This window comes from Tranquillimonas alkanivorans (assembly GCF_900115595.1).
In the GTDB taxonomy this organism is placed as follows: Bacteria; Pseudomonadota; Alphaproteobacteria; order Rhodobacterales; family Rhodobacteraceae; genus Tranquillimonas; species Tranquillimonas alkanivorans.
This window is the reverse complement of record NZ_FOXA01000005.1, coordinates 16,473-39,830: the sequence shown is the minus strand read 5'-3', so window position 1 is coordinate 39,830 and position 23,358 is coordinate 16,473. Positions and strand designations below refer to the sequence as shown.

Here is a 23,358-nt window from a genome sequence, read left to right as displayed (position 1 = left end):
TCCGTCGATTGATGCAAAGCCGCACCAGTTGCACCACGAAATCGCCCAGAAGCTGTGCGATGATCAAAGCGTCGTTGAGGCATAAGCCGGACACGGACCAGAGTTGGGCAAGATTAAGGCAGGCCGCCACCAAGAGCGGTTGGCGTTGACGCGGCGAGTTCGGCGAGGGCCGGTGCCGCAGGGGATCGGGGACGACGAGCAGTGATTTCGCGGCTGGCAGGCGCGGTGGCGCGCGGACTTCTTGTAGTGTTGCTTGTAGCGACGCCGTCTCTGCTTGCGCCCGTGCTCGCGCCCGACAACGTGCAGGTCGTGATCCTGCTGGCGCTCGCCGCCGGTGCGCTGACGATTTCGGAATACACGACCTCGTCGCCCAGCTTGTTCGAGTTCCGCGCCGCCCCGCCCTTCAACCGTATCCGCTTCGGGATGCTGTTCGTTACGGTGTTCCTGCTCGCCCTGCTGGCGCGCGGAGGTGCCGACCCGTCGTCGGTGACGATGTTCATCCACGCCATCGGGTCCGTCGTGGGCGCGGCGCTGGATTTCCCCTATTCGCCCGTGCGGCTGGTCGTGCTCATGCTTCCGCAGGACGCGAGCGTGGCACAGGTTCTTCTGGTCCGCGCGGCGGCGGGTCTGTCCTGTCTGGTGGCGCTGGTTTCGCTGGCCGTGTTCCTGATCGCGGTGCGGCTCAAGGGCTGGCCGCTGCATGCCGGCGACTTCAACGTCTGGATCAACCTGCCGACGTTCGACCCGACCTCGGCCGGAGACGTGGTTGAACGGCTCGAGCGGGACAGCCGCGTTAACATCACCTTAGGCTTTATCCTGCCATTCCTGTTGCCGGCGACGATCAGGTCTGCCGCGTCGCTCTCGGGCGCAATGACGCTCGAGAACCCACAGACGATGGTATGGACGGTGGCGGCATGGGCTTTCCTCCCCGCATCTCTTTTCATGCGCGGCATGGCGATGAGCCGCATTGCCGCGCTGATCGAGCGGAAGCGCAAGGAAACCGACTCCGCCGAAAGCGGGCTCGTGCCGGCCTGATCCTTCTGCTCTGGCTGACGATCGCCGCGCCTGCCGGGGCCGACAGCCTTCGCCTCGCCTTCTTCAACACCGAACTGTCCCGCGACGGCCCCGGGCTTCTGCTGCGCGACATCCGCCGGGGCGACCCGCAGGCACAGGCCGTCGCCACCATCGTCGCACAGGTCGCGCCGGACGTGCTGGTGCTGTCCGGCATCGACTATGACCGCGGCGGCGCCGCCCTCGCGGCGCTGGCGGCAGAGATCGAGAAGGCCGGGCACACCCTGCCCCACCACTTCGCCCGCCGCCCGAACGCCGGACTGGCCACGCAGTTCGACCTGGACGGCGACGGCCGCTTCGGGACGGCGCGGGATGCGCAGGGTTACGGCCGCTTCGCCGGCGACGGCGGGCTCGCCATCCTGTCGCGCCTGCCGGTCGAGACTGGGCGGGTGCGGGAGTTCTCCGGCCTGCTCTGGACGGACCTGCCGGGGGCCGACCCGCCGCACCTCGACGGTGTGCCTTTCCCCGACGCCGAGACCTTCGCGGTGCAGCGGCTATCGTCGAACGCGCACTGGGACGTACCGCTGCGCCTGCCCGGCGGTCGCGTCCTGCACCTGCTCGTGTTCCACGCCACGCCGCCTGTCTTCGACGGGCCGGAGGACCGGAACGGCCGGCGCAACCATGACGAGGCCGCACTGTGGCTGCGATACCTCGACGGCCGCCTGCCCCAGCCGCCGCCGGAGGCTCCTCTGGTGGTGATGGGCGACGCGAACCTCGACCCGCAGGACGGCGAGGGCCGGCGGAGCGCGTTGCAAGCCCTCCTGTCGCACGCACGGCTCCAGGACCCGCGCCCACGCAGCGAGGGCGCGCGCGCCGCCGCGCAGACGGACGGGGGCGCCAACGCGGATCACCAGGGCCCGCCACGCCTGGACACGGTGGACTGGCCGGATGCGCCCGGCCCTGGCAACCTGCGGGTCGACTACGTCCTCCCCTCCCGCGACCTACGGGTGACCGGCAGTGGCGTCTTCTGGCCCCCGCTCGACGACCCGCTGAATGCCCTCCTGTTGCACGAAGGAGTCGCCGCTTCACGGCACCGGCTGGTCTGGGTCGACGTCACGCTTCCGCGCGGGCGCTGAGCCGGGCCACCGCGGCCGCGCTTGACCGCCCCCGGGCGGCGCGTTACGCCGCGTCCGACCGTTCTCAAGGAGCCCGCGACAATGCCCGACAACTCCCTCCTCATCCTGCCCGGCGACGGCATCGGCCCCGAAGTCATGGCCGAAGTGCGCAAGGTCATCGACTGGTTCGGCGACAAGCGCGGCATCGCCCTCGACGTGAGCGAGGACCTGGTGGGCGGCGCGGCCTACGACGCACACGGCACGCCCCTGACCGACGCCACGATGGCCAAGGCGCAAGAGGTCGACGCCGTGCTTCTGGGTGCCGTCGGCGGGCCGAAATACGACGAGCTCGACTTCTCGGTGAAGCCCGAGCGCGGCCTGCTGCGCCTGCGCAAGGAGATGGATCTTTACGCCAACATCCGACCCGCGCAGTGCTTCGACGCGCTCGCCGACTTCTCGTCACTCAAGCGCGAGATCGTCGCGGGACTCGACATCGTCATCGTGCGCGAACTGACCTCGGGCATCTATTTCGGCGAGCCACGCGGCATCATCGACGACAACGAAGGCGGCCGCATCGGCGTCAACACGCAGCGCTACACCACGAACGAGATCCGGCGTGTCGCGCGCTCGGCGTTCGAACTGGCCAAGCGCCGCGGCAACAAGGTCTGCTCGATGGAGAAGGCCAACGTCATGGAGTCAGGCATCCTCTGGCGCGAAGAGGTGCAGTGGGTTCACGACAACGAGTACCCGGAGGTCGAGCTGTCGCACATGTACGCCGATGCCGGCGCCATGCAGCTGTGCCGGAACCCCAAGCAGTTCGACGTGATCGTCACCGACAACCTGTTTGGTGACCTGTTGTCCGACGCGGCGGCCATGCTGACCGGATCGCTGGGCATGTTGCCGTCGGCGTCGCTCGGCGCGCCGATGGCCAACGGGCGCCCGAAGGCGATGTACGAGCCCGTGCACGGCTCGGCCCCTGACATTGCGGGTCAGGGCAAGGCCAATCCCTGCGCCTGCATCCTGAGCCTGGCTATGGCGCTGCGGTACTCCTTCGACCTCGGGGACGAGGCGACGCGGCTTGAAAAGGCAGTCGAGAAGGTGCTGGCCGACGGCGTGCGCACCGCCGACCTGATGCAGGCGGGCGAACGGGACCCGGCCACGACAGCCCAGATGGGCGACGCCGTGATTGCCGCTCTCGACGCCAGCCTCTGAGCTTGACCGCGGCAGCGTGGCGGCCTGAATGGAATCACGCAACCGGCTGGATTCCATGACCGACTCGAACCGCTCGAACGCGAAGGGGGCGCTGCTCGCGCTCGCCGCCTTCGCGATCTTCGCCACGCACGACGTGGTGGTGAAAACGCTCGGGGCGTTCTACGCCCCGTTCCAGATCATATTCTTCAGCGTTCTGCTGAGCTTCCCGCTCGCCACGATCATGCTGATGCACGACCGCGCTTCGGGCACGCTTCGCCCCGTGCATCCGTGGTGGGTGGCGCTGCGTACGCTTGCCACGGTCGTGACGGGGCTTTCGGCCTTCTACGCCTTCACCGTTCTGCCGCTGGCGCAGACCTATGCGATCCTGTTCACCTCGCCGCTTCTGATCACGGTCCTGTCCATCCCGATTCTGGGCGAGCGGGTGGGCATCCATCGCTGGCTCGCTGTCATTGCGGGACTGGCCGGCGTGCTGATCGTCCTGCGCCCCGGAGCCGAGCCGCTTAGTCTTGGGCATGCGGCGGCGGTCATGGCCGCACTTAGCTCGTCCACGGCCTCGGTCGTGGTGCGCAAGATCGGGCGCGAGGAACGCAGCGCGGTGCTGATGCTCTATCCCATGGTGACGAGCTTCGTTCTGATGGCCTGCGCCTTGCCCTTCGTCTATCGCCCAATGCCGATCCTGCACCTGGGCGGCGTCGCCGTGATCGCGCTTTTCGGCTTCGCCGCCGGCCTCGTCATCATCGCCGCCTATCGTGCCGGAGACGCCGCCGTCGTCGCACCCATGCAGTACTCCCAGATCATCTGGGCGGCGCTCTACGGCGCCGTGTTCTTTGGCGAGTCGCCCGACCCCGTGACCTGGCTCGGGGCGGCGGTCATCATCGCCAGCGGGCTCTACGTGGTGCTGCGCGAAAGCCTTTCAGGCCGCTCACGTACGACGCCCGTCCTGTCGACGAAGCAGCGTCCCGACACCGCCACAGCCCCTCGCGTCCCCGGCCTGACCGGATTGCCCGGACGTCGTGGAGAAAGGGTATTGCCAACCCCCCGGTGAATCGGTAGGAGGCACGCCACGGTCGGAGTGTAGCTCAGCCTGGTAGAGCACTGTCTTCGGGAGGCAGGGGTCGTAGGTTCGAATCCTGCCACTCCGACCAGATATTCCCCAATAGGGGCAGGGACTTAAAGGGCCGCCAGCTTGGCGGCCTGCGTCGTTTCAGGAAGGCAGGGCAGCACCGGGGCAACGCTGAGCAGGCCACTACGGCCCGCGTCGGGAGCGTGACGGAGCCCCCACAACCTTCATGTGCGCTGAACTGTTTCGTGATTTGTGAATTGAGTCACCGAATCTTAAGTGCCATACGTTCCGAAGGGAGGATAGCGCAGCCGGTCTCAGGCGCGTGCTAGGTGATTTATGAAGTTCAACGCCCGAAAAGCAGCACAGACAATCGCGTACCTCTGCCTCAAGCACGGCGGACGGCCTCTGAATGTGCTCAAGGTCGTGAAGCTGCTGTACATCGCTGACCGCGAGAGCGTTCGTCAACGTGGCTTTCCCATCCAGCAGGATCGTTACGTTTCAATGCCGCACGGCCCTGTGAACTCCATGGCCTATGCTTTCATCGACGGATTCTGTGACGACCCCGAAAGCGGGTGGTCAGATTTTGTAGGTCCGCGGCGCGGCTACGTCGTCGGTCTGCCGGATGGTGCCGTCGGTGAGCAGTTGGATTTGGACGAACTCAGTGCCGCCGAGCGCCGCATCCTGGACGAGGTATGGCAGCGCTTTGGGCACATGGGGCATTACCAGTTGCGCGACTGGACGCATGATCGCGCCAATGTCCCCGAATGGGAAGATCCCAACGGAAGCTCCCGTGATTTGCCGTTGGTGCGGATGATGGAAGCAGTTGGTCGCCAAGATGCGCGTGAGCGCTCGGAATATGCAGCCGACATGGCCGCGGTCGATGAGATGTTCGCATCGCTCTGATAGGCACCGCGAGTATCTGTTCACCGCATGTCAGTTACGAAGAACGGTACCTTCTTGATCATTTCTGGCCCGGCGCATGATCGGGACAGAAAGCACCTGTTCGTCGTCTGCACGAATCCCTGTGAAGAGGGGAACGTCCTTCTTGTTCCGATATGCTCGTGTAACGGACGTACAGATGACGTAACTTGCTTGCTCGAGGCGCATGAGCACCCGTTCCTACGACACAGGTCATTCGCGTCTTACCAGCACGCCCAGATCAGGGAAGTGCATAAAATTCAGACCGGGATCGAGCGCGGGATCATCGCCCCCCGCCAAGCAATGAACGGGCAGTCGGGGCTCAAGGTCCGGAACGGCGTGGCCAGATCGGAGAACACTGCCGAGCGCGTGAAGAGATATTTCCAGATGAACAAGCATCGCTGATTAGCGCCGGCTAACAGCACCTTCCGAAGCTTTCGGCTGTCGCCAGTCCAAAAGTGCCTCAATGCCGACCCAGTAGCTGCTTCTCTCGCGGCACGTCCTCAGTCGCCCACGGCGGCACCTCCCGCCGTTCTGCCGCCGTCATGTGCCGGCGGGCCTGCGTGTTCCGCGCCTCCACCTCTCCGGCAAGCCGGCGGTACGCTTCCTGGGCGGCCTTCCTCCGGAGATCCTCTTCGGCCGCGCCATCGCTCACGAAGTTGTCGAAGATGTGCCGCGCCATCGCCCGGTCCTCGAGCCCGGAGTTCTTGAAGAACTCCTCAAAGCCCATAGGCTGAGCTTCACCGCGCAGTTCCTCGAGTATCTCCCCCGCGACGGCGCTATTTCCGGCGTCCACAAGGTTCCCGCCCGCTTGGCGTCCTTCGATCTGCTGAACCGCGTGCTGCGCCTCGTGCAGCATCGTGGAACGCGGAGCGCGTGCACGGTCGCTGAGCCACAGCGTCGCGTCACCGTGTCCACCTTCGCCAAGAGCGCCCATGAAGACGCCTTGCGTGCCCGGATCTACCTCGTCTGTCATCGCCACGTCCACGCGTTGAAGCTGAGGATAAGCTGCATTCAGCTGCTCATGCTTCAGGGCGTCGGGCAGCGGCGCGGTCTCGCCAGGACGCAACCCCACGCGTGCCGCGCTGTCGTCGATCTCGAAGCGCCACTGGTCGTCAACTCCGCGCCCCCATCCGGTCGACCTCCAAATGTGGTCCCTGTCTACGCCGGCCTGTTCCATCTGTTCGGCGCGCGAGAGCGCGGAGCGATCCGCGTTCGCAGCGCCCGGCCCCGCGAAGATGTTGAGCTGCCCGCTCTTGTGCGTCCTGACACCGGCGTCCATTAAGTCCTCGATGCCTTGACGATAGCTGGCGACGCCGCCCGGCAGGAGCGTTGAGCCCAGCGCCGCGGCAAGCGTGGCCGCATCGCCCGCGGCATCCATCGGCCCGTCCCACCGCGTCAGGTTGCGGCTCGCTTGCTGTGCGTCCACAACGTCCTGCCCCGGCGAAAAGAGCGCGGCCATGCCTGCCGCCCGCTCCACCTGCGGCGCAAGCTGTGGACCGAGGAAGTAGCGCACCCCCTCAGTGATCCGGCGGTCCTGTTCGTCGAGCCATGCCCGGCGACGCTGCCCCGCCTCGGGCGAGAAAAAGCCGCCGAAGAGATCCTGCAGGTTCACGCTGGCACCTCGTAACGAAGCTTGTGGCGGGGGATGAGCACCGTCACGGGCGACCACTCTTCGCGCAGCGCGTCCACTACGGCCGCTCGCTCTGCGCCCTGCGCCTTCCGCCATTCCGCATCCAGGTAAGCGTTGTGCGCGACGTTCTGCAGCCACTGTGCGTTCACATGCGCCATTCTGAAGGCGCGGCGCTGATCGTCCGGCGTGCCTTCGCTTGCACAGCGGACGAGGAATTGAAGCCCGTCACAGGCCGCCGAAATGCGGTCGATCGGGCCCAGCGCCGGGAACTGCTGCAAAAGGCAGGCCTTCACACGCTCAAGCAAGCGGCGCGCCTCGTCCCCCACGGCAGGGGAGATGCGCCGGCCGGCGAGGTTCTCCCGCACCTCGAAGCACAGGAAGGCGAGGTCGTAGAGGCGGAGCGCCCACGGCATCGAACCGGGCGCGGAGGGGGTGTCGTCCAGGAACATGCCGGCGTGCATCTGCGCCGCGTCGAGCGCCTCGGGCTCAGAGCGGCGGGGGTCTCTTCGATGGATTGCGAACATGCGGTGGCCTCGCGTTCGGGTGACTTTACCGCATCGTGGCCGCGTACGGTGAACGGAAAAACAGCCGCGCGCGGCGGTTTCTCGTCAAGCGGTGGTTCCGAAAGTTCCAGCGGGCCGCGGTTATGTTCGCGGGCCGGGCACTGGCATTTGGCGATTGTTCGGACTGTACCCGGGGGGCGGTTCCCGCCGGCTAGGTGCCTGCGGCGGGGTCCGGCACCGTCCCGCCCAACGGCTCCCGTCGATTACCGGGGTGCCCTGATCCATCTCAGAGCGTCCACTGCCGCTTCGCGCACAACGGCCGTCGGTCCGCTCGCCGACAGATACTCGAGCGTATCCATCGCCCGCATGGCAACGGGAGGCGCGGCATGCAACGCCGCGGCCTCTATTCGCTCAATTGCAGACGCGATCACCTCGACGCCCTCTCTTCCTGTCAACGCGCGCGCCTCTGCTGCGCCATGCCAATAATCTGCCGCTTCCTTCGCGATCATCACTCGTCCCTTGGATGTGCAGCGGTCAACCTAAGCCGGCCGCAAGATGTATGTCACGGTGGAAGTTGAGCGACAAAAGGGACAGCGGCGCACCTGGATGCCGCTGCTTCACACCTCGCGGCGCCGAACTGCGTCTCGTTTGGGTACGCCCTGCCGAGACGAGACGATGAGACGCCGAGACTGTCTCAAATAAATGTCTTGCAAATACCTCCTGCGCCTCCTAGACCTAGTCTAGACCCAAATGAGACAGTGAGGGCGAGACATGCGGATCGGTTACAGACGGGTGAGCACCGAAGACCAGAACCTCGAGCGCCAGGAGCTGGCGGATTGCGAGAAGGTGTTCGAGGAGAAGGTGAGCGGCGCGAAGCGCGACCGGCCCGCGCTGGTGCAGATGATGGAATGGGCGCGCGAGGGTGACGAGGTTGTCGTTCACAGCCTCGATCGGCTCGGGCGCGATCTTCGCGACCTCCAAGGCATCGTGCAGGAACTGAATGACAAGGGCGTCTGTGTTGAGTTCCTGCAAGAGCGACTGCGCTTCTCGCCGGGCGCCGACGATCCGCTGTCGCGCCTTCAGCTCCAGATGATGGGCGCTTTCGCCGAGTTTGAACGCAACATCATCCGCAAGCGTCAGGCGGAAGGGATCGCCCGCGCAAAGGCGAAGGGCGTCTACAAGGGGCGCCGCGCGACGATCGACGCCGCGGAGGTTCAGCGGCTCCGCGCCGAGGGGCTCGGCGCCTCCGCGATCGCCTCACAGCTCGGCATCGGACGTGCGTCCGTATATCGTGTGCTGAACGGAAGCTATCAGGCTAGCGAAGCGAGATGACCCAGCTTTCAAAGCCCGTGAGGAGCGAGCCCAGCAGGGGAGCCGAATAGAGTCCAGCAGCCGAAACGATCGCCAAGAGCGCGAACTCGGCCAATAAACCTGCAGCCCCACGCCACAGGGCGCGGCGGCCGTGCTCCGATTCAAGCTCAGGATACCCGGCCGCAGTCGGTCCAGCTCGCCGCGCCTCCCTTAACATCGCATCACCCGCGGAAAATGACTGCTCAACCCGGGCTCTGAAGGCGCCTTCACGCTCAGCACTAGCAAAATGCATCAGGGCACCAGCTTGCCCGAGCGAAAGCACGCGGTCGTTTGAAAGCATATTGCTCAGACAGGTGAGCGAGAGGAAGACGAGGTTCAAAAACAGGTGCGCTAGGACCGTCAAGGCGAGCGCCCAAGCCGGCGGCAGAGTCGCCCAGAGCACGAAGACCACCACGCACAACAGCAGGTATGACTGCACCAGCGCGAGGAGCTTGTCTGAAAGTTCCGAATTGACGTAGCGGTCCGCTTCAACAGCCATTTTCTGATCCCTCAAGTAACTCGTCATATCGACACGGGCCGTTAGAGGGGCCCGCGTCGATGCTGGATCGGATCGGGCGCCTTAGTCAAAGAGTCCGTCGACGTCCTTCCCTGCCGCGGCCGCGCGCAGCTTCTCTTCCTGCTTCTTGATCGCGCGATCTAGCTGGGCGCTCGTCATCTCGTGCGGCTCAAGTTCTTCTTCGTCCTCCTGCTTCCCGAAGAGCCCGGACGCCCGGAACATGGCGTTGATCGTGGCGCTCTTCGCCTGGGCGGGCGCCTTCGGATCCTGCAAGAGGCGGATCCCGGCGTCGGTCGCGGCGTCTAGCCCCTCCGTCCGAATCCGGTGCATGTTCCGTGCGAGCGCCTGCGCGGCGGTGTCTTCGTCTCGTGTCATCGCTTCGTTCCTTCCGTCCGTCGTTCGGTCTCTTCTGCCCTCAGCCGCTCCGCCTTTGCCTCGAGCTCTGCAATCTGCGCCGCCAGCGCCGCCTGTTCGCCCGTAGGAGGGCCCTCGCGCTTGCGGTCCAACTCCTCCACAAGCTGCCGCGCCTCTCGCGCCCTGCGCGCTTGCTGACGCTGTGAGGGCGTTCCGGGTCGGACTGCGCGCCGGTGCTTCTCGTGCGCCTCGAGTTCTTCCGGCGTCATCGCTGCGCGTCGTTCTTCCGCCTTCCGGTCGCGCACCGCGAGCGCGAGCATCTTGCCCTTTAGCCGCGACGGCGCCGCGCCCTTCCTCGGCCACTGGCGACGATGCCATTCCTTCCCCTTCGGCGTGGCGCCGCCGTGGTAGCGGCACCGCTTGCCCGCCTCGGGCACAGGCTGTGTGCAGGGTTCGCCGTCAGTCCGGCGCTTGGCTCCACACCGCGGCGCGGCCGCGCGCTTCGCAAGGGAGTTTCTGAGCCCGCGGCGCCGCGCCTCCTCGGTTGGCAATCTGCCTGTGGAACGCCCGCGTTTCTCTGCGCTCATCGTACACACCTCCGCATAAGCTTACACACTTCGGGCGTCGCCGAAGGCGCCCTGTGGACCCCAAGGGCGCGCGCCTTGCCCCTTGGCGGCGCTCCCGTAGGGAGGGTAAGCCCGGTAAGCCTCAACCCCCTGAAAAATATGAGGATTTTCGACCCTTGCCGGTTACCGGGTGTTCGGTAAGGGTTAAGCAACGCCCGAAAAGCCGCTAAGCCACTGCGTGCGCTGCATTTTTTCCTTACCCTCGGCAAGCCGAGGTTAAGCTTCGGTAAGGCTTTTTGCGCGATCATGCCCCGTCCTCCTCGGCAACCTCTCGGTAAGCGAAACGCCACGGTGCGGTGCGAGCGGCACCGGCTTTCTCCGCCCAAACCCGGACAGTCTGTCCGAGCATATCGACCGTCACGCCCTTTCCGCTCAGCGCCTGAGTGAGCTGGTCCCGAACGTCGTCATCCTTCTTCGCGGGACGCAGCGCCCCGCCCGGCTGCGCGTGTGCCCTCGCGGCCGCCTTGATCTCGGACCATAGCGCCGCCTCCCTGCCGTCGAGCACGCCGAGCACGATCTGCGCGAGTGCCTGTGCATGCTTCTCCTCGGCCGCAGTCCGTTCGGCCTCTGCCATCCTGTGCGGCACGAGCGACGAGCGGTCGCCGGCGCCGTCCGCCCACTGCACCTTCGCCATTCGATACTTTTCCGCCCACCCGTCGGGCGCGTCCTTCTGCTTCTCGCAATGCAGCGTCGCCACGTCCGCGCCCTCGGCGCGCTCGAGCTTGAAGACGAAGTCACCCGCGCCCTTCAGCACCGAAGAGCCGCGCATGTCGCCTTGCTTGCCGCTGTGATGAACGCCCAGGACGATACATCCGAAGGCGTCCTGCAGCGCGTCACACGCCCGCACAAAGAGCGTCATTTCCTTCTGCAGGTTCTCGTCGGCGCCCGGCATGACGCGCGACACGGTGTCCACAACGATCAGGTCAACCGGGCCCGACACGTTCGCCTCCACAGTCCGCCGCAGGCGCGCCACGTCCTCCGGCTGCATGAAGCTGAGGCTTTGGCGGATAAGCTGGAACTGCGGGCGGCGGTCCTGCGGTAAGAGGCGGCTGCGCTGCCAGGCGTGGATCCGCGCCTTGAAGCCCGAAGAGCCCTCGCGAGCGATATAGACGACAGCCGCGCCGGGCCGCGTTCGGATCGCGTCGCCGTGCCAGGTCGGCAAGCCGTAGGCCATGTGCAGCGCCCAGTCCAAGGCGATGAAGCTCTTGCCGCAGCCCGGGGCCCCATAGAGGAAGCCCATGCCGCCTTCGGGAATGTGGCGGTCGATCGCGAAGACGGGATCGGGCAGTTCGAAAATCTCGTCGATCGACAGCGACTCAAAGACGTCGGCACCAGCGCCGCGCCCGAACATCTCCTGCAGTTTCCTGTCCTGCGTCAGCTCGGCCGGGTCGATCACCTCGAAGAAGTCGAGCGGATCAAGGTTCGGCTCATTCCGCGCCAGCACCTTGCCCACGGTGTGCCGGCAATAGTATTCGCCGCGGCCCCGCTCCTCTTCGTCCGACAGCCGATCCGGCGACACCGCGAAGACAACCTGCGCGACCTCTGTTGCATCCGTGATCCGATGCTCCCGCACCACATGCGCGGCGATCCTATAGTCGCTCGTCGAGCGGTCGCCGGCAGCCTCGCCGAGGATCTCCTCGCGCCGCTTGGCACATGCCCCGGCTACCTCGCGCAGCCGCTCCGGCAATGCGCCGGGCTCGCCCAGCGCCTCGAGCACCGCCGCATAGTCCAGGTCAGGGCCCAGCGCCTCCACACGCTCCGCCCGGGGCGCCGCCGGGGGCGCGATGTGGCGCAGCCCCTCGAGGGTGTGGCGGTCGCCGCTCATATCCAGGAGCCGCGCCGTTGCCTCTCGCCGGCCCCGTGCGCGTTTCTTCGCATCCGGCAGGTTGCGGGTGAACGGCAGCCGGAACAGGTGCTCCAGGCTCTGCACCGCGTCGGAGCCGAACCGCTGACCCAAGCCGCGCGCCTGCGCCTTCACAGCCTCGGCCGCCTCCGGCGTGTGCTTCATCGGCTTATCGAACAGCCACAGCATCTGAACGCCGCCGCCACTGTCCACGATCGCCGTCGGCGAGCCGAAGAAATTCGCCGCCTCCTTCTGCGCCATCTGCACCAGCCGCGCCCGCTCTTCCTCGAGCGAGCCCGGCCGCGGGTCCACGTCGACAGCGACGCCGCGAATGTGCGTCACGTCCGCCTCCGTCAGGCGCCCCGCCTTCCCGCGCCGTTCCTCTGCCGGTGCGGGCGTGTTGAGGGAATAGTAGAGGTTCGCCCGCCCTTCGCGTTCGGCGATCCACGCCTCCAATGCGCTGCGCTGCTCCGGCAGGTTGAATGTCGCGCCGTTCACGCCGCCGGCGTCCGGCACGATTTGCGCGACGGCGATAGGGCCCTCGCCCGCAACCGCTGAGAGGAACTCCGCGGCCTTCTCCGCGCTTGGCACAGCGTCGGCGGGATTTGCGTCAGAGGGAGTCTGGCTGTAGTCTTCGTGCATCTGGTACTTCCTTTGGCGCGTCTGCGGTGTGGCCCCGCGGCGCGCCTTTGCGTTTCAGGAGTTGTCGGCGACGAGCCGCAGCGGGGACCGGCGGCCAGCCGGAACGGCCGGCCCGTCAAGCGGGGCCGCCGAGTCCAGCAGTCGCACCAGGCTTTCCACCGTCACGACTGGCGGTCCGCCAGTCGGCAGGCGGACGGCGCGGAGCTCGCCCGCGACTATCGCGCCGCGCACCCAGCCCGGCGTACGCCCCGCGATCCGCGCAGCGTTGGCGGCGCTGACGTATTCGCAATCCCGCCAGCAGAGCGGCGCCCTCAGTGTCGACATGCCTTCGGCTCCTCTTTGTGCCGCGTTCGAGAGTCGGCGCGGGAGGAGAACGGTAAAAGCTGAGCCGAAGACGGATTTTCGTTGCCCCGCTCTTCGGCATCGAACTGCCGCACTGCGCGAAGCAGGAAGAGCGTGCCCTCAGTCCCCAATCGCTGCCATGACGCCTCGGCCTCCACAGGCAGCCACGCCGGGTACAGCGCCTCCGGATCGTTCAGGACAAGGCCCAGGCGACGCGCTCCGATCTTGAAGCCGCGCCGCATGTGGTCTCCGCGGAAGCCGGGCCCCAAGGAGCGGGCGGTGAGCTCGAAGAGACGGTTTTCCGAGGCATCCGGCTCCCGCTCGCGCTCGATGAGGTACTGAAACGCGATGATCGTTCCGACGAAGGGATCGATCGTCGGGGCGCCTCGCCGCCGCGGCGCCGGCTCCTCTGCGGAACGCATGAAGTCGCTGAGCTTCCGCAACTCAACCTCCACGAACGAGTCCACAAGCTCCGTGTGGCACTCCGGCAGGGTGTGTTCGCTGAGCCCCCGCGCCCGATACTCTGCGGCGATGCGGTTGCGCAGCACCTGCTCGGCTGCATGCATCAGCATCGGCGGCGGGCAGTCTTGGCCGCTCTTGCTCGGGAGGCCGCCGAGGTGCTCCAGAAGGCGGAAGAGGCGCGACTTGCGCGGGACATGACGCAGCGGACTCGGCGTGTTGTTCCTCGCCTCACCCATTGTCGCCACCGATCCACGCTTGCACGTCGCGGACGCGGAACCGCGGCTTTCCTTCGATCCGCGTGATGCGGGGGCCGCGGCCTTCGCGCGCCCAAGTCTTGAGCGTGACCTCAGAGAAGCCGATTACCTGAGCAACCTGCTTGCGCGTTAGCAGAGAAGAGGGAGGCAGCGCCTCCAGGTCGAGGGAATGGGGTTGGTGAGCGTGGGGCATAAGCACCTCCATCTGCCGCGCTGCTCTTGCAGCGCGCTGGCCAGAAAGGGTGCCCGCGCATCATCGCTTCGCGCTTTCGCCACCCGGCGAGGGGTGGCAGGCGTCTTGAAAGAGGATAAACACGATTCGCGGCGGGTCGCAAGATATCGATTCTACGAGGGGCGTTCGTACTAGATGTTGCTCTCGCTCGACCGCCTGTCAGTCGAAGACGCTCCCGCGCTCGTCGACCTCGCGCCGCACATGCTCCGCCCATGCGCCGAAAGCCTGCCGGAGCGCCGTCTCGCAGTCGTCGCGATTATACCTCGCCTCCAAGTCCTCCCGAGCGTGGCCCAGCGCGAGCTCGGCGATCTCTCGATCGACGCCCAGCCGTGAAAGCCCGGTGCGGAACGTCCGCCGAAGGTCGTGCAGCGTGAAGTCGACGCCGCAGGCTTTCACAAAGCCGGGCGTGCGCGGCGTGGTGCCGCCCTTCGTCCGATGGTCGTGCGGATCCATGATCTTGCTCCACCCGCTCATCGGGCCGCCCGTCCGCGGCGATGGGAAGACGTAGGATCCCCTCGCGTCCAGGTCACAGGCGGCGAACAGGTCTTCGAGCGGTCCCGCAATGAAGACAGTGTGCCCGCGCGCCTGTTTCGTGAATGTCGCCGGCAGGTCGATCCGCGCGCGCTCGCGGTCGGCCATGCTCCACAGGAGCTTCGCCGCCTCATTCCGCCGGCAGCCTGTGAGGATCAGGAAACGGACGAGACGGCCGAAGGAAGTCTCGTCGCCCGCCGTCCGCCACACCGCCGCAAGCTCAGCGTCGGAGAGGGCCCGGCCGCGCTGCCTCTTGGCCACCCGTTCCGCCCGCGTGTCGCGTCGGCGCCGATAGCCGGCGAGCGGGTTGCTGTCGATCACGCGCGCCTCGAAGGCGCACCAGTTCAGGAAGGTGTTGCACCGCGTGCGGAACGTGGACGCCGCGCTGCCCCTGCCCTCCTTGTCGAGCTTCTCGATCAGCTCGGCGAGCTCCCAGCCCTTCACTTCGGCCAAGTCGCGCGCCGCAAGAGGCGCTAGGCGCCGGCGCAGGAGGCTCAGGACGTCCGTGCGGGTGACGTACTGGCGCCGCTCGAGATGCGCGTCGTACCGGTCGAGGAGGGCCGCAACCGTGGCGTCCGCGCGGCGCTTCTCCTGCTTCCGCTCCTCCACAGGGTCTTCGCCGGCGGCGACCTTGCCCAGCGCAGCGCGCGCCAGGCGCCGCGCCTCTTTCACACCGTCGACGGTCGAGGGCGTTCCGAGCTTCAGCCGCTTGGCGTTTGCCGCGCGCCCGGCCCCGTGCGGCCGGTAAGACAGAATGAACGTCTTGCTCTTCCCGCGGAGCCGCAGCCCGAAGCCGGAAACGTCCGTATCCCACAGCACCGCCTCTGTCTTTCCGTCAGGCAGGACAGCCGCCCGCACCTGTGCATCTGTCAGCCTCGTCTTGGTCGCGCTCATTCGCCTTCTCCGGGGCAGCACATGGGCAGCACCGTGTGCGCTACCCTCTGAACCCTCTTCAGACGGAACAAGCCGCTTAAGTCAAGAAAAACAGGGAGATGTGGCGAGCGCCGATACCTGATGAACCTCAACGATACCTGCGAGCACTGTCTTCGGTAGGCAGGGGTCGTAGGTTCGAATCCTGCCACTCCGACCATCAAATCCAGACAATTATGCGGATGCAAAACAGCGGGCCAAGGCTCGCTGAACTTCTCGCGACGGCATTCATTGCATTGAGCTGCATAAGTCGGCCATTGTACTCGCCGCGAAGGCCCGCCAGACGGATCGACCGATCCCCGACACAATCGGATTCGGATCAGACGCGAGTCCGTTCGCCGGGATGTCACGCCCTCTATTTCTTCGCCTCATCCGGATTGCCCACCCTCTCTGCCTCCACCTTCTCCGACTGAGGAGATCCGGTTGACGCCGCTCCCGCGATCGAAGATTGGTGCCCGGGCGCAATTTATGGGAGATCCGCCGATGCTCAGACGTTCGTTTCTTGCCGGCACCGCCGCCGTGACATTCGCGGCCGGAACTGCTCTGGCCGCACCCGAGGACTTCGCCGAGATGGAGCCGGTGACGCTGCGCCTGGCGCACGTGGTGAACGAGCAGGACGGCTTCCACGTGGCCGCCGAGAAGTTCAAGGAGCTCGTCGAGGAGCGCACCGGCGGGAAGGTGAACATCGAGATCCATCCCAGTGCCACGCTCGGCGACGAGCGCACGCTGCTCGAGGGCATGCAGATCGGCAGCATCGACATGGGCGTCATCACCAACGGCCCTGTGTCGAACTTCCTCGAGGATATGGCCGTGTTCGAACTGCCCTTCCTCTTCCCCTCGCGCGAGGCCGCCTACAAGGCGCTCGACGGCGAGGTCGGGCAGGAACTGCTCGACCGCCTGCAGGAGGTGAATCTCAAGGGCCTCGCCTATGCCGAGCGCGGCTTCCGCAACCTGACCAACAGCGTAAAGCCGGTCGAGAGCCCGGCCGACCTCGAGGGCATGCGCATCCGCGTCATGGAAAACCCGGTCTATATCGACACGTTCCGCGCGCTCGGCGCCAACGCGATCCCGATGGCCTGGACCGAGGCGCTTACTGCGATGCAGCAGAGCACGATCGACGGGCAGGAAAACCCGGTAGGCGTGGTGCACTCGTTCAAGCTGGACGAGACGCAGGACTACATGACGATGACCCGCCACACCTACGCGCCCGCCATCTTCGTCGCCGGCATGCCCGCCTGGAGCAAGCTGCCGGAAGCCGCGCATGACGTCCTTGTCGAGGCCGCGCGTGAGGCCGCCTCCCATGAGCGCGCCTTCAACGAAGAGATGGAAGCCGAGCAGCTCGAAGAGCTGCGCGCCCGCGGCATGGAGATCGACACCGATCCCGACCTCGCGGCGTTCAAGGCGCAGGTCGCTCCCGTTTACGAGGAATATGGCCAGAAGTTCGGCGATTACCTCGACCGCATCCAGGCGCAGGCCGAGTGAGATGACAGGACTCGCGGGATCGGTCGAGCGGCTGGTGCGAGCGGTGCTTCGCCCGGTCGTCTTCGGAGGCATCGTCGCGCTGGTCGCGGTTATCTCCCTGCAGATCGTCTCGCGGGTCTTCTTTACGGCCGTCAGCTGGACCGAGGAGGTGGCGCGCTTCCTTCTCGTCTGGCTGACGTTCCTTGGCGCCGCGCTGGCGCTGGCCGAGCACCGGCACATCGCGGTGACAGTCCTGACCGAGCGGCTGCCCGAAAGGCTGCGCCGGGGCGTGGTTCTTCTGGGACTCGTCGCCACGATCGCCTTCTTCGTCGCCCTCGCCTGGATCGGGCTGGACTACATGGTGATGCAGAGCTTCCAGCGCTCGGCTTCGCTGCGCATCCCGATGATCTATGTCTACGGCGTCATCCCGGTCTGCAGCGGCCTGATGGCGCTCCTTTGCCTCACCGATCTTGTGGCGGCCCTGCGAGGCGAAGCGCGCACAGGCCTTGAGGCCGATCCGGAATGAGCCTGCTTCTCTTCGGCGTCTTCGCCGTCCTTCTCCTGATCGGCGTGCCGGTGGCCGTGGCAATCGGCGCGGGCACCATGGCGGCCGTCTGGGCCAGCGGCGTTCCGCTTCTGGTCATGCCGCAGCAGATGTTCGCCGGCATCAACAGCTTTGCGCTCGTCGCCGTGCCGATGTTCATCCTCGCCGGCGACATCATGGCGGCGGGCAAGATTAGCACGCGGCTCGTGGCCCTGGCGGACGCGCTGATCGGATTCCTCAAGGGCGGGCTGTCAGTCGTCTCGATCCTCGCTGCAATGTTCTTCGCCGCAATTTCCGGCTCGGGTGCGGCGACGACGGCCGCCGTCAGCGCAACGCTCGTGCCGGAACTCAAGGCCAAGGGCTACGACCCCGCCTCCGCCGCCAGTCTGATCGCCGCCGGCGGCACGATCGGCGTGGTCATCCCGCCCTCGGTGCCGATGATCCTCTACGCGGTGATCGCGCAGGAATCGGTCGCAAAGCTTTTCCTGAACGGCTTCATCCCTGGCGTGCTGATGGGCGTTGCGCTGATCGCAATCGCTCTGGTGCAGGGGCACCGCCGTGCCTACCCCTCCGGCAGCGCCTTCTCGTTCGTCACGATCTGGCGCACCTTCCGCGCCGCCTTCTGGGGCCTGATGACGCCGGTCATCATCCTCGGCGGCATCTTTTCGGGGATCTTCACTCCGAGCGAGGCAGCGGTGGTCGCGGTTGACTACGCGATCCTCGTCTCGCTCTTCATCCACCGCGACCTCGGGCTGAAGGACATCTACCGGCTTTGCATCCGGGCCGGCGTCACGACCGCCGTGATCATGTTCGTGATCTCGGCCTCGGCGGCGCTGAGCTGGGCACTTTCGAATTGGCAGGTGCCGGCACAGATCGCCAACGGCGTGCTCGCCTTGTCGCAAGAGCCGGCGGTGATCCTGGCGATGATCCTGGTCGTGGTACTGGTCACGGGCGTGTTCATCGAAACGGCCTCCGCCCTGATCATCCTGACGCCGATCCTGCTGCCACTGGTGACGCAGCTTGGCGTCGACGCGGTGCATTTCGGGATTATCCTTGTCGTGGGCCTGTCGATCGGGATGATAACGCCGCCTGTGGCGATCAACCTATATGTGGCCTCCTCCGTCACTAACATCGGGCTCGAGCGTATCGCGACCGCGGTCTTTCCGTATCTGGCAGCGCTCGTGCTGGTGCTCGGGCTCGTGACCTACGTGCCGCTCTTCCTGTGAGGCGAAACGGGTGTGGGAGAGGTCAGAACGATACTCTGAGAACGGCTCCAGCCAAGCAAAAGTCGTAGGTTCGATCCTGCCACTCCGACCAATAATAGCACAGGTCTGTGAAGTCACAGCAACCTACGATTACGTGCTGGACCTCGTGGGGCGCTGACGTAGCGGCTGACCTCTCGCGTCTCCACCCAGCGCAGACAGGGTCGCCGCTCCTGGGAAGTCGACAGGAGATTGGCAAGAGAACCGAAAGCTTCGGCTCCTCCGATCTTACGCTGCGAGCATCGGGATGAAACGCAGCCAGGGGTACCGGAACGTCTCGGGATCGCGTGCGACTCGTGCTAAGATCAACGCATTCGCAAAAAAGGAGGGTTTGTCATGAAGACCCACCTGTGTTTCCTCGCGATCGCATGTGCGGCATTATCCGCAACTCCAGCAGCCTCCCAGGATGCGCCCAACTTCTTCGCCGAGACTTATCCATCGTCGTCGCTGGACCAAGCGATGCAGTGGTATGGCTCGCTCTCGGGCCCGGACTCGCCACTTGACGCCAAGACCCGCGAACTCGTTGCCCTAGGGGTTTCGGCGCAGATCCCGTGCGACTATTGCGTCTACGCCCACGCCTCCGGCGCACGGAACGCCGGCGCCACTGAAGAGGAGATTCGCGCCGCCGTCGCAACGGCGGGCGCCGTCAGGAACTGGAGCACGGTCCTTAACGGCATGAGCTACGACCTGGACGCCTTCAAGCAAGAATACGACTCGATGTCGGCAGCCTCCAACTAAGGCCGCCCTGCCTTTCGGGGACTCACATCCCTCCCGAAGGAGCCGAGGGCCTCTTGGCGAGATGTCCTGGAGGCCCTCGGCGGACGCAACCACACGCCACGTCCAGCCCGTCCGCGTTCTCGGAACCGAGGAGGCGCGCCGGCACCAGGTCCAGCTGTCGAGTCGGAAGCGCTACACAAGCGAACCCGATGGCTCCGGATCACAGATCCCGCTTCATTGGCTTGCACACTCCGCGGTGCTGCCGTATGTGAGCGACAGGTGGCGAGTTGGCGGAGTGGTTACGCAGCGGATTGCAAATCCGTGTACACCGGTTCGATTCCGGTACTCGCCTCCACCTTCTTTTCAAGGGCTTCAGGCCGGTTCGCCTTTCCCCGGAAGGACAGCGGTTTACAGCCGGTTTACAGAAGGCAGCCGCTATCGCCCCGCAGATCGCCCTAATCAGGGCATGTCGACCGGCGGCGAAACCGAAGCCTGAGGCTCCGCGCAGCCGTCGGGCAGGCGCATGCACGCGCAGATCTGCCGTACCTCGTTCGCGACCTCGGGATCGATCTCGCGTCCGGCGCGGTCGGCGTAGGCCTCGCACTGCTCGATCGTCATCTCCTCGGGCAGGGACGGCCGGCCGACGACACGCGCACAGATGTCGCTGGCGCGCCGCTCGAAGTCGCTCCGCTTCACGCCGGCCCTACGCGCCAGCTCCGTCGTATCCCGGAGCGTCGTGCAGGCATCGTAGACCTCCAGGCCGGTCACCACGACGATCGTGACGGCTCCCAGTACCGGCACCGACTCCATCGGCATCGACGCGATGTTGCGGGCGGCGACCTTCGCGGTTCGCTCGGAGATGTCCTCGGCCAGCGTCCCGGCCCCGCGCCTCAGGTCCTTCAGGGTCCCTGCCTGTTTCGCGACCATGTCGTTGGCCTCGCCGAGGTTGCTCTCAAGGTCCGCGATGCGCGTCGTCTGCTTTTCGATCGTGATGTCTGCGTCCGCGACCTGGCCTTTCAGTTCCGCCACCGTGGCGGAGAGGGAGGCGTTTGCGGTCTTCAAGCGCCCATTTACATCCTTCAGCTTCCCGTTCTCGGTCTTCAGCGTCCTGTTCTCGGCTTTCAGGTTCCCGTTCTGGGTCTCCAGCTTCCCGTTCTCGGCTTTCAGGTTCCCGTTCTGGCTCTCCAGCTCCCCGTTCTCCGCTCTCAGATTCCCGTTCTGGCTCTCCAGCTTCCCGTTCTCGGCTTTCAGGTTCCCGTTCTGGGTCTCCAGCTTCCCGTTCTCCGCTCTCAGATTCCCGTTCTTGGTCGTGAGATCGCGGTTCTCCTTCCTCAGCACCCGCATCTCGTCGACGAGGTCGACGACCCCCGAGGTGATCCCGAGGCTGCCGAGCAGGCCAGCCATCGTGCCGACGACCGCGGTCGAGGCGAAGGAGACGACCTGAAGCGCGAGCACGGCGGCGACGACGAGCACGAAGGCACTCCTGCGGGCCGCGGCTACGAGATCGCGAATGGCGCGCAATGCCCTCACTCCGCCTTCAGGCACTCTTCGTGCAGGGCCCAGTAGCTGTCGTCGCGCGCCAGCCTGTCGTTGTCGTCCCACATCATGAGGGCGGCACGGCCCTTTTCGTCAGCGTAACAGGGGGTCTCCGAGGCCTTGAGGAGCAGGTGCACCGCCGCAGGCTCCGTGCTGTAGCGGGTGCCGAGGATCAGCGGTGTCACGCCCTCGTCGTCATCGGGCGTGTCGGGCGAAAGCCCGCGCTCCAGCAGCAGGGATATCACCTGGATGACGTCTTCGGGTTGGCGCGCCGCGGCGTGAAGAGCCGTCTCGCCATCGAAATCCGAGGCATCATGCGTCGCCCCGGCTTGAAGCAGCAGACGGACAGCCTCAGTCGCCCCGATGGACGCGGCGAGGTGCAATGGCCGGTTCCCGGCTTCGTCTTCCGCGTCGGGATCGGCTCCAGCCACGATCAGGGCGGCGGCGATGTCTATGCCGTCGGACCGGCCGGCGGCGAGATGGAGCGGACGGGTCGCGCACAGCCGGCGCGGCCACTCGCACGTGTCGCCCGGAAGGGCTGCCTCGACGTCTGCGCCCCAGGCAAGGAGCGTCACCGGCACGGCCGCGTCCACCGCACTCTCGGCAGCGACGTGCAGGGGCGTCCTTCCCTTCTCGTCGGTCAGGTCCGGGTCGGCGCCACGCTCCAGCAACATCCGCAGGATCGCAGGAGAGCGCCCGTGTTCCACCGCAAGGTGCAGAGGCGTCTCGCCGTGGGATGTCCGGCCGTTCACGGCAATCTCGCCAGCCAGGCATTCGGCCACATCGGAGCTGGCCGCGGACTGCCAGAAGGTGCCGTCGAGCCAGTTCGTGCAGGCCTCCTGTCCGGCCAGCGCGGCCTGTCCCATGCCGATGGCGACGACCGACAGTGCTATCTTCAGAAGCATACCCGCCTGTACCCGCTTCCCTGCCTCGTCCTCCCGGCGCCGATGTCCCTCGTTCCGGTCGAACCGTTCAACCTGAAGACTAACCGGCCCTTCCCGGGCTGTCGAACACGAGAGGAAGAGATTCTTCGCTGTCCGTGGCAGCTGCCAAACAGGGAAAGCGGCTTCGGCAGGCTCGGCCGTCGGGCGGCGGAGTCTGCCGAACCCGTTTACGGCCGACGCCGCCTGTCGGCCTGCTCCCAGTCACGGAGCAGGTCACGCACCCGGTCGGATTCCTCCGGCACCAGCGCCACGTATTTCTGAATGACGTTCGCCGCATGGCGCACACCCCAGCCCATGCAGACCGCGATCTGGTTCAGAGAGCATCCGGCCCGCAACAGCCTCGTGGCCGCAGTCTCGCGCAGGTCATACGGGCGAAGCTCCTTGCGAACGCTGCCAGGCTTCTTCTCGTTTGCACGCGCCTTCAGATCGCGAACGATACCGGACACACGGTGCTCCTTCAGTCGCTTTCCCCGTAGCGATACGACGAGATACTCCTGGTCCGGCGGGGTGGTGTCGATGAGACGCGCGAGGTCGTCCGTCACCGGGATGTTGAACGGCTTCCCGGTCTTCGTGCGGCGCCATTGGATCCGGCGACCGCCGGGCGTCTCCTCGACGTGGTGCCTCGTGATGATGCCGACATCCTGGGGCGAGAGGCCGCCTTGAGCGGCCCAGATGATCCGCTTTTCACGCTCGTTCGCGACCTCGAGCAGGGCCTGGATCTCTTCGGGGCGCCACACGATGTCGGCGCGCTCCGCCTTGTAGTGCTTCTTCTGTCCGATGTGATGATGCACCAGGATGCACTTCTCCTGGTTCTTCGCCCAATTCAGGAACAGCGTGACGACCGCGGTCGCGTAGTCGTACTCACGCAGCGAGTGTGCCCACTTCTGCTTCCAGTCACGGATCTCGGCAACAGATTCAATGTCTTCGAACAGCCTGATGCTGTCTTCGCCAAACTCGGCTTCGAAGGGGTCGAGGAACTTGTCGTAGTCCTTCCGTGTTCGGATATCTTTGCTCGTATAGTCCGGCGACGCGCGGTAGCGTCGGATGACCTCCGCCGTGGTCAGGGCGCCCTTGGACGCGGCCGGGCTGCGTCGAGCGCCCAGCTTCTCCCAGTAGGCGTTCCAGTACTCCGGCGTGCCTGCTGCGAACGGTTCCCAGCTGTCCCAGAACTTCGGCCCGCCCCGGAAGGCATAGTGATATTCGCAGATGGTCCCGTTCGCGAGTTTCTTCTTCACGCGATGGAGTCCTTTGACCTCAACCCTGGGCACGGCGCGCCCTCCTCTGTTCCATGGGGGTGCGGACCGGCGCGTCGGCTTCGGGCTCCGCGGATTGCATTTGAATGGCGTCCAGACGCCG

The 23,358-nt window shown here is 66.0% G+C and carries 24 protein-coding genes and 3 tRNA genes; 13 read left to right on the top strand and 14 right to left on the bottom strand.

Going from position 1 to position 23,358, the window contains the following annotated elements:
* Positions 1-201 precede the first annotated feature (201 nt).
* From BM162_RS23215 to BM162_RS07890, 6 genes are all read left to right on the top strand, one after another.
* Positions 202-1,035 carry a hypothetical protein gene (locus tag BM162_RS23215; protein ID WP_143096120.1) on the top strand — a complete coding sequence of 278 codons (834 nt, stop codon included), beginning with the start codon at positions 202-204 and terminating at the stop codon, positions 1,033-1,035.
* Positions 933-2,147, top strand: coding sequence for an endonuclease/exonuclease/phosphatase family protein (locus tag BM162_RS07910; protein ID WP_342741155.1), 1,215 nt, complete (start codon positions 933-935; stop codon positions 2,145-2,147). Before BM162_RS23215 ends, BM162_RS07910 begins: the two co-directional genes overlap by 103 nt.
* Before the next feature lie 81 nt (positions 2,148-2,228).
* Complete coding sequence (gene leuB, locus BM162_RS07905) at positions 2,229-3,338, top strand: 3-isopropylmalate dehydrogenase (RefSeq protein ID WP_093420153.1); 1,110 nt, start codon at positions 2,229-2,231, stop codon at positions 3,336-3,338.
* 28 nt (positions 3,339-3,366) lie between these two features.
* A complete protein-coding gene (locus tag BM162_RS07900) occupies positions 3,367-4,383 on the top strand; it encodes a DMT family transporter (protein ID WP_245759202.1) in 1,017 nt (338 codons plus the stop codon).
* A gap of 23 nt (positions 4,384-4,406) precedes the next feature.
* Positions 4,407-4,483: transfer RNA gene (locus BM162_RS07895), tRNA-Pro, on the top strand.
* Positions 4,484-4,737: 254 nt separating this feature from the next.
* The gene (locus BM162_RS07890; RefSeq protein ID WP_093420151.1) at positions 4,738-5,304 is read left to right on the top strand and encodes a Panacea domain-containing protein; all 567 of its coding nucleotides are present in this window, start codon (positions 4,738-4,740) and stop codon (positions 5,302-5,304) included.
* A 478-nt stretch (positions 5,305-5,782) separates the two neighbouring features.
* Here the strand turns inward: BM162_RS07890 and BM162_RS07880 are convergent, their stop codons facing one another.
* The 3 genes from BM162_RS07880 to BM162_RS07870 form a co-directional block, all read right to left on the bottom strand.
* A complete protein-coding gene (locus tag BM162_RS07880; RefSeq protein ID WP_093420146.1) occupies positions 5,783-6,934 on the bottom strand; it encodes an LPD23 domain-containing protein in 1,152 nt (383 codons plus the stop codon).
* Complete coding sequence (locus tag BM162_RS07875) at positions 6,931-7,476, bottom strand: hypothetical protein (protein WP_093420143.1); 546 nt, start codon at positions 7,474-7,476, stop codon at positions 6,931-6,933. The genes BM162_RS07880 and BM162_RS07875 overlap by 4 nt, the downstream gene beginning before the upstream one ends.
* A 242-nt stretch (positions 7,477-7,718) precedes the next feature.
* On the bottom strand, positions 7,719-7,964 hold the full coding sequence (locus tag BM162_RS07870; RefSeq protein WP_093420141.1) for a hypothetical protein: 246 nt from the start codon (positions 7,962-7,964) through the stop codon (positions 7,719-7,721).
* Between the two features lie 262 nt (positions 7,965-8,226).
* On the opposite strand from BM162_RS07870, the gene BM162_RS07865 reads away from it, so the two are divergent.
* Entirely contained in the window at positions 8,227-8,787 is a 561-nt protein-coding gene (locus BM162_RS07865; protein ID WP_093420138.1) for a recombinase family protein, read from the top strand.
* Here BM162_RS07865 and BM162_RS07860 read toward each other — a convergent pair.
* The 8 genes from BM162_RS07860 to BM162_RS07825 form a co-directional block, all read right to left on the bottom strand.
* Positions 8,771-9,304, bottom strand: coding sequence for a hypothetical protein (locus BM162_RS07860; protein WP_093420136.1), 534 nt, complete (start codon positions 9,302-9,304; stop codon positions 8,771-8,773). The two genes, BM162_RS07865 and BM162_RS07860, sit on opposite strands and share 17 nt — an antisense overlap.
* A gap of 81 nt (positions 9,305-9,385) precedes the next feature.
* Positions 9,386-9,697: a hypothetical protein gene (locus tag BM162_RS07855; protein WP_093420133.1), complete on the bottom strand. Its 312-nt coding sequence runs from the start codon at positions 9,695-9,697 to the stop codon at positions 9,386-9,388.
* Complete coding sequence (locus tag BM162_RS07850) at positions 9,694-10,263, bottom strand: hypothetical protein (protein ID WP_218153080.1); 570 nt, start codon at positions 10,261-10,263, stop codon at positions 9,694-9,696. Before BM162_RS07850 ends, BM162_RS07855 begins: the two co-directional genes overlap by 4 nt.
* Positions 10,264-10,546: 283 nt before the next feature.
* A complete protein-coding gene (locus tag BM162_RS07845; protein ID WP_093420128.1) occupies positions 10,547-12,787 on the bottom strand; it encodes an AAA family ATPase in 2,241 nt (746 codons plus the stop codon).
* A gap of 54 nt (positions 12,788-12,841) precedes the next feature.
* Positions 12,842-13,111: a hypothetical protein gene (locus BM162_RS07840; protein ID WP_093420126.1), complete on the bottom strand. Its 270-nt coding sequence runs from the start codon at positions 13,109-13,111 to the stop codon at positions 12,842-12,844.
* Positions 13,099-13,695, bottom strand: a complete 597-nt coding sequence (locus tag BM162_RS07835; protein WP_143096119.1) for a hypothetical protein — start codon at positions 13,693-13,695, stop codon at positions 13,099-13,101. Before BM162_RS07835 ends, BM162_RS07840 begins: the two co-directional genes overlap by 13 nt.
* Before the next feature lie 124 nt (positions 13,696-13,819).
* A complete protein-coding gene (locus tag BM162_RS07830) occupies positions 13,820-14,050 on the bottom strand; it encodes a helix-turn-helix transcriptional regulator (RefSeq protein ID WP_093420121.1) in 231 nt (76 codons plus the stop codon).
* Positions 14,051-14,236: 186 nt separating this feature from the next.
* Entirely contained in the window at positions 14,237-15,502 is a 1,266-nt protein-coding gene (locus tag BM162_RS07825) for a tyrosine-type recombinase/integrase (protein WP_093420118.1), read from the bottom strand.
* A 94-nt stretch (positions 15,503-15,596) separates the two neighbouring features.
* On the opposite strand from BM162_RS07825, the gene BM162_RS22740 reads away from it, so the two are divergent.
* From BM162_RS22740 to BM162_RS07800, 6 genes are all read left to right on the top strand, one after another.
* Positions 15,597-15,694: transfer RNA gene (locus BM162_RS22740), tRNA-Pro, on the top strand.
* Positions 15,695-16,021: 327 nt separating this feature from the next.
* A complete protein-coding gene (locus BM162_RS07820; RefSeq protein WP_093420116.1) occupies positions 16,022-17,020 on the top strand; it encodes a TRAP transporter substrate-binding protein in 999 nt (332 codons plus the stop codon).
* A 1-nt stretch (position 17,021) separates the two neighbouring features.
* Positions 17,022-17,525 (top strand): TRAP transporter small permease, encoded by a 504-nt coding sequence (locus BM162_RS07815; protein WP_093420113.1) that lies wholly within the window; start codon positions 17,022-17,024, stop codon positions 17,523-17,525.
* Positions 17,522-18,769, top strand: coding sequence for a TRAP transporter large permease (locus tag BM162_RS07810; protein ID WP_093420111.1), 1,248 nt, complete (start codon positions 17,522-17,524; stop codon positions 18,767-18,769). Before BM162_RS07815 ends, BM162_RS07810 begins: the two co-directional genes overlap by 4 nt.
* Positions 18,770-19,141: 372 nt before the next feature.
* The gene (locus tag BM162_RS07805) at positions 19,142-19,543 is read left to right on the top strand and encodes a carboxymuconolactone decarboxylase family protein (protein WP_093420108.1); all 402 of its coding nucleotides are present in this window, start codon (positions 19,142-19,144) and stop codon (positions 19,541-19,543) included.
* Between the two features lie 260 nt (positions 19,544-19,803).
* Positions 19,804-19,877: transfer RNA gene (locus tag BM162_RS07800), tRNA-Cys, on the top strand.
* Between the two features lie 104 nt (positions 19,878-19,981).
* Here BM162_RS07800 and BM162_RS07795 read toward each other — a convergent pair.
* The 3 genes from BM162_RS07795 to BM162_RS07785 form a co-directional block, all read right to left on the bottom strand.
* Positions 19,982-20,995, bottom strand: a complete 1,014-nt coding sequence (locus BM162_RS07795; RefSeq protein WP_093420106.1) for a DUF4097 family beta strand repeat-containing protein — start codon at positions 20,993-20,995, stop codon at positions 19,982-19,984.
* 53 nt (positions 20,996-21,048) lie between these two features.
* Complete coding sequence (locus BM162_RS07790) at positions 21,049-21,963, bottom strand: ankyrin repeat domain-containing protein (RefSeq protein ID WP_093420102.1); 915 nt, start codon at positions 21,961-21,963, stop codon at positions 21,049-21,051.
* A gap of 206 nt (positions 21,964-22,169) precedes the next feature.
* Positions 22,170-23,237 (bottom strand): tyrosine-type recombinase/integrase, encoded by a 1,068-nt coding sequence (locus BM162_RS07785; RefSeq protein ID WP_177215095.1) that lies wholly within the window; start codon positions 23,235-23,237, stop codon positions 22,170-22,172.
* Between the last annotated feature and the right edge of the window lie 121 nt (positions 23,238-23,358).